Source organism: Mesorhizobium sp. M2A.F.Ca.ET.037.01.1.1 (genome assembly GCF_003998075.1).
GTDB lineage: Bacteria > Pseudomonadota > Alphaproteobacteria > Rhizobiales > Rhizobiaceae > Mesorhizobium.
In genome coordinates this window covers 1-9,848 of the sequence record NZ_RZSA01000137.1, presented here as the reverse complement: position 1 = coordinate 9,848, position 9,848 = coordinate 1, and the positions used below count along the sequence as shown (strand labels likewise).

The window sequence follows — 9,848 nt, the reverse complement described above, 5'->3', positions numbered from 1 at the left end:
GGCCGGGGCGGGCTCGGGCTCCACAACGGGGGCCGGCGGAGTGTTTGCAAGAACCTTGGTCATAAGCCCTACCTTTAGTTTCGATTTTGACGACGCTTGAGGCGTAACCGTTTGCAATTCGTCAACGCTATTCGCGAACGCTTCCAAGGCTTCGTCAAAGGTGCCGGACTTATCAGCCAGGCCAGACTCAACCGCTTCGGCGCCGCGAAACATACGTGCTTCCGTAGCACGGATCGTATCGGCGTCGATTCCACGATGTTGCGAAACAAGCTGCACAAACATTTCGCCGAGGGCGTCAACATCGGCCTGCAAAGTTGCCCTGGCCCGGTCGCTCAACGGCTCATGCATGTTGCCGTCCGCTTTCTCGGCGCCGAAGAAAATGTAATTCCAGCGGACGCCCGCCAGCCTGTCCGCCTCGCTCACATCCACATGCGCGGCGAGGCAACCAATCGAGCCGCACTCGCCCGTGGTCGGCACCCAAATTTGCGAGGCCGAGCTTATCACCGCGTAGCCGGCCGAGGCCGCCACTTCGTTGACGTGCCCCCAAACCGGTTTGCCGGTGGCCTCGCTGGCGCTGCGAATGAAGCGCGCCAGGTCAAAGCAACCGCTGGCTTCGCCGCCGGGGGAATCAAGCTCAAGCATGAGGCCCCGAACCGCCGGGTCGTACATGATTTCCGTGACCGCATCGGACAGCGCGGAATAGCTGGTAAGGCCGGACTCGGAGTCCAGCCATGAACCGCGCCGGATCAAGGTTCCGAGCACTGGCAGCACGGCGATTCCGTTGTCCGCCATGTAGCCGCCACTGCGAAAGTTCCGGCCCTGGCCGGCTCGGGCCTCGCGCTGCGGGCGCGGCAATTCGGAGGCACCCACCGCCAGGCCGTCGAGGATGCGGGGGCCAATCGCGTTAAGGATGGTGTTCGCCTTGCCGCGATGAATGAGCAAGGGCGTATCGAAAAGCAGGCTCGCGACTAGCGGAAGGTCACGCGGCATTTGGCAAATCCTCCGGCGGGTCGTCTTCGTTATCTGCGGGGTCGTCGTTCGCGGGCGGCGGCGCCGCGCTTGAGGCGGCCGGCGGCGCGGTTCCATCGGTATCGAAAACAAGCGGGGTCTTCCTCCCCGCCGCCTCGGCGCGCTCTTCCTCGATCTCGTCGTCCAGGTCTTCGCGATCATAGCCGCGTTCGGCAATGGATTGCGTGCGGCTCTTCAAGCCGCCCTTGATCGCTTCCTTTTCGGCCGCGATGTCCTTAGCCGGGTCAAGCCATTCCTGGCGCGGCGGAAGGTGATCGCACTGCCAATATTCGCTCGGGTCTTCGTCATAACCGGGAAGCTCGACAAGCCCGGCCATCACCGCGCGCTCAACGAAGGCGACCCACACCGGGCGGCAAAGCTGATGGATCAGCGTATTGTTCTGCCACTGCGATATCCGGCGGCGGAACGCCATAATGGCGGTGCGGACGTTTGAGAAATTGCCCTTGGTCATATCGCCGGTAACATAGGAATACGGCACCCCGAGCGCGGCGCAAATCTTCAAGATGGTGCGATACTGGAAAGCCTCATAAGACCCGCCGACCTCGGCCGGCGAGGAAAACTTGATATCCTTATCGTCGCCGAGGTCCACGATTGCGCCGGGCTCCATGCCGGCGATCGGCAAATCGTCTTCGTCTTCCTCGTCGTCAAGACGCATGGGGTTTTCACCCCGGCCGATCAAGAACGCGGTGAACAGCGCGGCGTTTTTCTTGCGGTCGATTTCGGCGTCGTCATAAATCTCAAGGCCGAAGATTTTGACCAGCGCGCGAGCGATCCGGGGAACACCGCGGATTTGCCCGCCCTGGCGTCCGTCGAAGACGTGGAACACCTCGGAAGCCGGGACGCGGACGCGGTCGCGGGCGCTCACGGTGTTCGGTGGCCGTTCATCGTGCGGGTGATAGCGCCAGAAGTGATAGGCGACGCGGGCGCCGAGCAAGTTGAATTCGATACCGGCGACCACGAAATTGCCGCCCGGAAGCGAGGCGCTGAAACCCATATCCAGCATTTCGGTCGGCAGAATCTGTAACTGAAAGGGGACGGTCCACATATCGCCAGGGCGACGATTGCGAAGCCGCACGAAGCACTCGCCGGTTAGATAGGCCTCGCGGGCGACCTTCTCTTGGATGCCGAAATAATCGGTGTTCCCCTCGGCGTCCGCTTCGTCCGTCCATTTCAAGAACAGATTGAGCAGTGCCGCCTTGGCCGCTTTCTTGCCCTTGAAGCGGGGCCGGGGCTTGATGCCATCGCCAACGGCCTGCGAGGTCCATTCGTCCACCGCGTTTCCGGCGTAACCATCGTTTTCGTAAAGCCAGCGGGCGCGAGCGACCAGGGTCGGACCGGCGGCGCGGATCGCGACATTGACGTGGTTTTTCGAAGGGTTGAAGCCGCGCAAGCGGCGGCCATTGCCTGCCGCCTCAAACGAGTTGTTCCCGCCGCCGGTAACGCGGAAGGCATGCGCTACCCGCCGGATGCCTGAGATAATGCCCATCAGTAGCCCCGCCGAACGTCAAGGTAGAACACGCGCTTTCGAGGCCGACCCTCGGCGGTGGCGATCTCGTCGTTGATGCCGGCCAGGGCCGCCCGCAAATCGTCTATGCTGCGATACTGCACACGCTTGTCACCGTGCTGGACGATAAGTGCGCCCGAGCGCATCGCCTTAAGCAGCGCCGCTTTGGTAGCCAGCAATATTTCCAAATCGGTCATGACATCACATGTACGGGCTGGCGACGACGCGACGCCGTTTCCGGTGCACTTTACCATTCGCCCGAGGCGGCTGAATTCCAGCATGTTGCGATTCGTCCGCCAGCTCGGCCGGGGGTGAGGCCTCGGGTGCGGGTGCCGAGGCTTCCGGGGCCGGCGGTAGCGGCGCCGGTGCGGGCTCGGCGGGGCCTAACTTACCCTCGACCTTGGTGGCCTCGCGGTTCAAGACGATGCCGGCCGCGATCAAGCCTTGCAACGCGGCGTAGGCGTAGACGCGGCAGTCCAACGCCTCGTTTCGGGCGGCGTCTGGCTTCCACCAATACACATCTTTGAAGCCTTTGACGTACCGGGTTTTCTTTACCTCGACCGTCAACTGATCGAAGTATTCCTTATCGCGTTCCATGGGGAAGTGACATGCGCCGGCCCCCCTTACGTCTGGCCCCGTCTTTTCGAGGCGCTTGGTAACGGTCTCCTTTGCGCTGTCCACGCCGATAGGGAAAAGGTTGATCCGGCCTTTGTTGTTTCGTGTCGGCTTTTTCGGCCACACCGGGCGCCGTCCGGCATAACCCTTGATACCCCAAATCCGCCGGCCCTCGCGCGGCTTGACGAAGCGGTAAACGTCTTGCGTATTTGAGCCGCCGGTATCGACAGCGGTGGCAGAAATCGCCATGCCGTTCGGGAACGCGGGATGCGGGAACCGCTCGCGCAAGTAATCGTCAAGTTGATCCCAAACCTCTTGTTGTGAGGGGTCGCCAGTGAAGACCTTGTAATCAAGCGACCACGATTCCTCGTCGCGGCCCCATCCAACGGTTTCGCATTCGAGGCGGTCGGGCTGCACGTCCACGCCGGCAGTGATGAGGGCGACGCGGGCGGGGCAACCCGTGAAGTCTTCGCGCTTCGAAAGTAGGGCCTCGGGGTCCGCCTTCTCGCCGCTAAGGTCTTCCCATGAATCGCCTAGAACGGTGTTGACGAAAATCTGTAGCAGCGCGGGGTCGTCTTTCGCCGCCAGGAATTCCGAGACGCATTCCGACCATTTGAACCAAGGCGAGTAGAGCGCGGAAAGGTGATAGCTGCGCACGTTCGGCCGGATCGGCGTCGCGGTAGGAACCCACTCGGCGCCGTGCTCTTCGGACAGCAAGAACTTTTTGCGGGCTTCGGTGTGCCGGTGCTCGCAAAGCTCGCCGGTGTCTGGGTCCGCCGCCTGGCAAACGAAGGCCGCCGTTTCCGGCCGGCCCGCTTCCCATTTGATCGCGCTCCACACGATGGGCTGCAGGGTGCCGCACCGCTCACACTTCACGTTGTAATAGCGTTGATCGCCGTCCTTAAAGGCTTTCTCGATACGGCTATTAATCTTGAGCTTCGGCGAAGACGTGATGAAAATTTTGCGACGCGGGAAGTTCGCCGTTCGCTTGATCGCCAGCATGGCGGGGTCGCCTTCGTCATCCGCTGATGCCGGGTAGGCGTCGACTTCGTCCAGAACCAAGCGTGACACCGGCGAGCCGCGAAGGCCCGAGCCCGAGTTAGCGCCCGCCATAAACAGGGCGCCACCGTCAAAGTCCTTTTGCTCGATTGTGTTTCCGCTATCGCGAGCCCTCGCCGGCTGGATCTTTTCAGCGAGCGCCGGGCTTTCCGAAATCATCGGATCGATGCGCGTCTTGCTGAACTTTTTCGCCATGGCGATAGTCGGCAAGACGTACATAATGGGGCCGGGCGAATGGTGGATTGTGTAGCCGACGAAGTTGAAGCCAGCTTCCGAGGCGCCGATTTGCACGCCCTTCATGAGCGCCACGGTTTCGACCGCTGAATACGTGGACAGCGAATCCATGATCTCGCGGAGGTACGGGGTTCGGGCGGTCCGCCACTTGCCGGGTTCCGACGAAGCTTTCGAGCTTAGGAAACGGTGTTCGTCCGCCCATTCCGAAACGGTGAAGGGCGGGTCGGGCTCAATGGCCGCAATCCCTTCCTCAAACAGGTATTCAAAGGCGCCCTCGCTCAGCACGCGGCGTCCCCGAAGGTTCCGGCGTCCAGTGGTGCCCGCGTCTTCGCCAGCTCGGCCAGGGCGACGCGCATGTAGCCTTCAAGCGCACCGGCGAGGCGAACCGGATCCGCCTCGACCTCGGCCGCGATATCCGAGGCGTGGCGGTTCGCGAAATTCAGCATGGCGGCGCGAAAGACCAGCATCAGCGAACGGATCGCGCGGCGCGCTTCCTCGCGGTCGACCGTTGCTTCCTTTAGCCGTTCAAGGTTGATCTTGGCGGCCTCAAGGTCGACGGCCATTCGCTCAACCTTGAGGTCGTATTCGCTGTTTTCCTGGGCGCCCTCGGCGGCCTCGCGAAGCTTGGAAGTTTTCGCCGCCGGCTTCCGCCTTTGCTGGTTTGGGTTGCTATTTGCAAACCATTGGACCCGCGCTTTGACCGCGTCGACGGAACCGTCTGCCAGGATGGCCCCGGCCAGGCTTCCGCGCTGCACTCTTTGCCTCACCGCGTTGGGCGTAACGCCCATTTCTCGGGCAAAAGCGGCTAGGCTGATGCCCTCAAGATTTTTCCGGCGCCCCACTTTTTTTGATCCTAGCTATATACATCACGCATATTCGACGCTATGTCGGCGTTTGCGAATTGCAAACACTCTAGCCGAATTGGAAACGACAATGAAGTCCTTCAATGTGAAGTCGAATGCGAAGCGCTTTGCCAAGCAACTGGCCGGCAAGTTCCCCGGCTACATTGCGGATGAGCCTGTGGCGGTGAGCCCCGGCGCCCGCGAATGGTATCCCCATGTCGCCGCGCCGTCCAAGGTGCTGGCCGAGGGTATCCCCGCCGACATCATCGCCGCCGCTTTCGTCAACGGCCGGCCGTACGATGAAACGGCGGCGCGGCTCGCCGAGCCGATCACCGTCATAGCTGGCGACGCTACCGCCGAGCCGGTCGAGGTCAAGGCGACCGTGGCCGAGGCCGCGAAGATGACGCCGGCAGCGATGCGCGCCGCTGTTGCGGACCTCCCGCCGACGAAGTCGACGCCCGAGGAAATCGAGGCTCGCCGTGAGGCCCGGCGCCAGCGCGTCGCTACCGAGGGTCCGAAGCCAGCGAAGGCGCCCAAGCAAACGAAGGCGGCGAAGATCATTGAGCTTGTGTCGCGCGAGAACGGCGCCACCTTCGCCGAGCTTATGGAAGGCACGGAATGGCAGGCCCACACCTTGCGCGGCTACATCGCGGGCACCCTTCGCAAGAAAGGCCACAACATCGTTTGCCGGAAGATCAAGGGCGAGGAAACGCGTTACTTGATCCCGGCGCCCGAGGTGGCGGCATGAGCGACAACGCGAAGCCACTGCCGCTACGGGCCGCCGAGTTTATCGCGACCTATGACCCGTTCGGCGACCACTTCTCCCGGCACGAATTGAAACAGCTTGGCGAGGCGCGCGCGAAACCGTTCCCGTCGCCGTGGCGGCTGGTCATTCTGGAGTCGCCGTATGCCGGCGACGTCAATCGCAACGTGGCCTATGCTCGGGCCGCGATGCGGGATTGCCTGGCGCGAGGTGACGCCCCGGCGGCTAGCCATCTGCTTTATACGCAACCCGGCGTGCTGGACGATGGCAACCCCGTGGAACGCGCCCGAGGCATCGACGCCGGCCTGGCGTGGGGCAGGGTGGCCGAGGCGACCGTTGTCTATACCGACCTCGGGATATCCAAGGGCATGGGCGAGGGCGTCAACCGCGCTTTCGCCGAAGGTCGGCCGGTCGAATGGCGCACGCTCGCGGGGTGGCGCTGATGTTGACACCGGCACAAGCGCGCACCCTTCGGCGGCTGTCCGACGAGTGGACGGACGCCCCCGACGATGGGCTCGACAAAATCTTCATGGGCTTGGTCGACCTCGGCCTCGCTGATATGAGACAGGCGCCGGGATGGCAACGCCGCCGGACCTCGGCGGGCCGCGCCGCTATCGGCCTGGCATCATGGAAGGCGAGGCCAGCGGCGGGTGAGGCGGCATGAAGGCAGTGCAATGAAGCTCTTGGCGTTCGCCTTTATGGTGCTGTTGTTCATGGCGGTCGGCTTTTGGGCGACCGCCGAACTGATCGCGTACAGATGAGCCGAATTGGAACCACTCCAGATGCGGGGAGTTTTTCCCCGGATACAGGGTGGACGACCTCCAATGGCGCAAGGTTCTCAGGCTGGCGCGAAAGCCATTCGCTCGATGATCCGGGACGAGCAAAACCGGCGGGCACTGCACAAGCTGTTAGGGCTGGAAGTTGATCCGGTATTGCCTCGCAACTTCGTCTCACTGCTTAAGGCTCTAGAGGAAGCGGAAGAACGGGAACGGGATGAGGAACCTGACCCATCAACGCCGGAGCATTTTCACGAGCGTGTTTCCAAGATTGACGGCCATGCGCCAGACGGCCAATTCCTCTTCGATCAGACTCGCCATTTGCGCCGGGGTATAGCTGTCGTACCGGCCTGCATTGGCGTCGACCCCCGTGGCCCGAACTGCTTTTGCCAAGGTGTAGAATTGGACGACCTCGCCGCTCAACGGGCCGAGCAAACCGATCTTTCCCACATTCGCGCTGGCAATCGGGAAAGCTTCCATCTGGGTGTCGTTCTGGCTAAGGAAGCCGCGAAGGGAAGTGGGTTGCCCCGCTAGAGCCTGTTGTAAAAGATTTTCCGCCGATTGCACTTGTTTCCGCCGTTCGACGATTTTGAGATAGCCTTCAATTTCGGCCGCGAACGCTAAGGCGAGCGACCGCCGGTCCTGCTTACGTTCGTAGAACCGCAACCATGCCTGTGTTCCGAACGAAATGGCGCCGCCGATGATGGTTCCGGCAAAAGCGATCAACGCGATGATATATGGGTTGGGCGGTACGGGCATCATTCCATCATTGTACGGCAAGGAGCTTAAGGAGCGCTCAACCCGCAACGCTAGGGCCTTCGGAACTATTTTAGTAGAAGCTGATTGAATCGCCGCCAGCGAGTCAGTCATGCGTCTTGTGTTCATACCGCCAATGAAGCCCAAGCTTGTGAAGAGCCCGCCGCTCGGCGACGACTGGATTCATGAGATCAAGCTAGACGGCTACCGAACGCAAGTCATCATCGAAGCCGGCGAGGTCCGCGCCTATTCGAGTAGCGGCGCGGACTGGACGAAACGATACCTCGGCATCGTTGAGGCCGCCCGCGAGCTTGAGGTAGAGTCCGCCATCATTGACGGGGAGGCCGTGGTGCCTGGCGCCGACGGCCGGCCCGACTTCCACCTGATGCAGCGGGTTATCCAGAAAGACCCATACGCCGCCATCCTGGGGGCGTTCGATATCCTGCACCTCAACGGCCATGACTTGCGCGACATCGGCTGCAAGGCGAGGCGGGAAATGCTCTACAGCATCGTGAAGCCTGGCACCCGGATTCAATTCAGCGAGACGTTGCCAGGCGACGCCGCTTCGATCTTCTATCTGGTCGACCAAGCCGGAATTGAGGGTGTCGTGTCCAAGCGCGCCCATAGCGTCTATCGCAGCGGCCCGACCGCGAACTGGACGAAGGCGAAAAGCTACAAGCACACTGATCTTGATCTTGTCGGGGTCGAGCGCGAGGCCGGGAAGCCAGCCATTGCCAGGTTCGTGGAACCGGGCACCCATCACTATGTCGGGGCCGCCGTCATCACCTTGGGCCGTGAAGCTCGCGAACGGTTATGGGCGAAGGTCAAAGCGAAGGCGGGCGGTGCCCCACCAAGCGAGGCGATGCGAAAGAAGTACCCGGCGACACAATGGGTGAAACCTGGGTTGCGGGCCAGGGTCCAGCACCTTCGCGGCGAAGAGTTCTTGCGGCACGGATCTGTCAAGGAACTGCTAGACGAATAGCGCGCATATGACGATTGCGAGGCCCGAGCGCTGACGCCGACCTGGGAACGCTTTGAAGTCGTTGACTGATTCCGCCGAGGCAGGGCACCGCGGAATTCCCGAACCCATCAACGAAAGCGATGGTTTCTATTCGTGGCGCATAGTGAAGGTATACGTTTGGCCGGGCCAGACGCTAGAGAGAATGTGCGCCGCAGCGTCCCCCTCACCCCTGGCGCGGCCGGGGAAGGACCCGCGAAATCCTAAGCCATTGATATAATTCAGGTTTCGGCCTTTGAGGCATCGGGCATTGATCCTTCCGCCGAGGGGTGCAACGGCGTAGGGCGTCGCGTAATGCATCAACGTTTGTGATGTATCAGGGATCAACCCTTGAAGGCGTAACGCTTCAACTGCCGTATCACGTTCGTGGTGAGACGGTCTTGCGCATCGGTCACAAGCTGGCCTTGCTCAATGGCTTGGCTCATGACCTGGGTAACACCTGACCCCCATAGTTCTTTGATCGGGAATCGCTTTTTGCTGGTGCGGATAAACACCCCCTCATGCCCTGACCGCATCGTTGCAATGAACGTGCCTTTGTAGAGCTTTCGGACGCCCCAGGCGTTTGCATTGACACCGGTCTTCGTCTGCCTCGCCGCGAACTTCACAAGCGCTATAGGCCTGCCGCTGCCTCGGACAGTCGCGGTTAGCGTTGTGGGCTTCGAATAGGGATAGATGCGTATCGAGGGATCAACATCGGCCCGCTTCAATCCGCCTTGCTTCGCTACGATGCGAGCCGCGTTGGTGCGGACCTGTTTAGCCGTGGTGTTGACTGCCACGGAAAGCGCCTGATGCAACCGGGCGCCTTGTATCTTGCGCATGAGGGCGCGGACCTCTGCCGTATTCCAGTCCGCGCGTATCTCAAGGCCGGACATTCGTCCTTACTTCGTCTTGCCCTTGCGGGCCGGGGCGGTCTCGATGAGTTGAGCGAAGGCGTCGATAGCCGCGTTATCGGCTTCGTCCAGAACGATGGCAGGCAGCGCACCGGCACGACGCAAGCGGCCGATGGTATCCGGCCCCACGTCTTCGGGAAGCGGACCTTTGCGGAACTGCCTCGGGCTTCCACGGTCTGCCACGATCATGTCGCGTATGATGTCCATTGCGGGAATCCTTCTCGGGTGCTCGGGAATTCGCGCATAAAGCCGGATTCGTCGGCATTTCGTCAACGGTCACGCTTCGCGGGGAGACATGTATTTTTCCTGAAATCGTCCATACACCCGAAAAATACAACTAACCCCTTGTTTCTATATATATA

The 9,848-nt window shown here is 61.5% G+C and carries 11 protein-coding genes; 3 read left to right on the top strand and 8 right to left on the bottom strand.

The window, feature by feature from the left end:
- The 5 genes from EOA27_RS09705 to EOA27_RS40565 form a co-directional block, all read right to left on the bottom strand.
- A partial coding sequence (locus EOA27_RS09705) for a S49 family peptidase (protein ID WP_189561995.1) occupies positions 1–990 on the bottom strand: 990 nt, incomplete at its 3' end.
- Positions 980–2,515, bottom strand: a complete 1,536-nt coding sequence (locus tag EOA27_RS09700) for a phage portal protein (RefSeq protein ID WP_127256041.1) — start codon at positions 2,513–2,515, stop codon at positions 980–982. The genes EOA27_RS09705 and EOA27_RS09700, both read right to left, overlap by 11 nt.
- The gene (locus tag EOA27_RS09695; RefSeq protein ID WP_127256039.1) at positions 2,515–2,730 is read right to left on the bottom strand and encodes a hypothetical protein; all 216 of its coding nucleotides are present in this window, start codon (positions 2,728–2,730) and stop codon (positions 2,515–2,517) included. The genes EOA27_RS09700 and EOA27_RS09695 overlap by 1 nt, the downstream gene beginning before the upstream one ends.
- Positions 2,731–2,734: 4 nt before the next feature.
- Entirely contained in the window at positions 2,735–4,723 is a 1,989-nt protein-coding gene (locus tag EOA27_RS09690) for a phage terminase large subunit family protein (protein WP_189561996.1), read from the bottom strand.
- A complete protein-coding gene (locus tag EOA27_RS40565; RefSeq protein WP_189561994.1) occupies positions 4,720–5,196 on the bottom strand; it encodes a hypothetical protein in 477 nt (158 codons plus the stop codon). Before EOA27_RS40565 ends, EOA27_RS09690 begins: the two co-directional genes overlap by 4 nt.
- A gap of 178 nt (positions 5,197–5,374) precedes the next feature.
- Here EOA27_RS40565 and EOA27_RS40560 point away from each other — a divergent pair, with 178 nt between their 5' ends.
- A complete protein-coding gene (locus EOA27_RS40560; RefSeq protein WP_189561993.1) occupies positions 5,375–6,031 on the top strand; it encodes a DUF3489 domain-containing protein in 657 nt (218 codons plus the stop codon).
- Entirely contained in the window at positions 6,028–6,489 is a 462-nt protein-coding gene (locus EOA27_RS09675) for a hypothetical protein (RefSeq protein ID WP_245491060.1), read from the top strand. Before EOA27_RS40560 ends, EOA27_RS09675 begins: the two co-directional genes overlap by 4 nt.
- A 567-nt stretch (positions 6,490–7,056) precedes the next feature.
- Here EOA27_RS09675 and EOA27_RS09670 read toward each other — a convergent pair.
- Positions 7,057–7,692: a hypothetical protein gene (locus EOA27_RS09670; protein ID WP_127256033.1), complete on the bottom strand. Its 636-nt coding sequence runs from the start codon at positions 7,690–7,692 to the stop codon at positions 7,057–7,059.
- On the opposite strand from EOA27_RS09670, the gene EOA27_RS09665 reads away from it, so the two are divergent.
- A complete protein-coding gene (locus tag EOA27_RS09665; protein WP_127256031.1) occupies positions 7,691–8,560 on the top strand; it encodes an ATP-dependent DNA ligase in 870 nt (289 codons plus the stop codon). The genes EOA27_RS09670 and EOA27_RS09665 overlap by 2 nt on opposite strands.
- Positions 8,561–8,919: 359 nt before the next feature.
- On the opposite strand, the gene EOA27_RS09660 is transcribed toward EOA27_RS09665, so the two are convergent.
- Both EOA27_RS09660 and EOA27_RS09655 read right to left on the bottom strand, forming a co-directional pair.
- A complete protein-coding gene (locus EOA27_RS09660; RefSeq protein ID WP_127256029.1) occupies positions 8,920–9,468 on the bottom strand; it encodes a phage tail protein in 549 nt (182 codons plus the stop codon).
- Positions 9,469–9,474: 6 nt separating this feature from the next.
- Complete coding sequence (locus EOA27_RS09655; RefSeq protein ID WP_127256027.1) at positions 9,475–9,693, bottom strand: hypothetical protein; 219 nt, start codon at positions 9,691–9,693, stop codon at positions 9,475–9,477.
- Positions 9,694–9,848: the final 155 nt, after the last annotated feature.

Bases quoted from the DNA above. Each gene is read 5' to 3' on its own strand.
- EOA27_RS09695 (WP_127256039.1), bottom strand. From the start codon at position 2,730: ATGACCGATTTGGAAATATTGCTGGCTACCAAAGCGGCGCTGCTTAAG.
- EOA27_RS40560 (WP_189561993.1), top strand. From the start codon at position 5,375: ATGAAGTCCTTCAATGTGAAGTCGAATGCGAAGCGCTTTGCCAAGCAA.
- EOA27_RS09700 (WP_127256041.1), bottom strand. From the start codon at position 2,515: ATGGGCATTATCTCAGGCATCCGGCGGGTAGCGCATGCCTTCCGCGTT.
- EOA27_RS09675 (WP_245491060.1), top strand. From the start codon at position 6,028: ATGAGCGACAACGCGAAGCCACTGCCGCTACGGGCCGCCGAGTTTATC.
- EOA27_RS09660 (WP_127256029.1), bottom strand. From the start codon at position 9,468: ATGTCCGGCCTTGAGATACGCGCGGACTGGAATACGGCAGAGGTCCGC.
- EOA27_RS09665 (WP_127256031.1), top strand. From the start codon at position 7,691: ATGCGTCTTGTGTTCATACCGCCAATGAAGCCCAAGCTTGTGAAGAGC.
- EOA27_RS09670 (WP_127256033.1), bottom strand. From the start codon at position 7,692: ATGACTGACTCGCTGGCGGCGATTCAATCAGCTTCTACTAAAATAGTT.
- EOA27_RS09655 (WP_127256027.1), bottom strand. From the start codon at position 9,693: ATGGACATCATACGCGACATGATCGTGGCAGACCGTGGAAGCCCGAGG.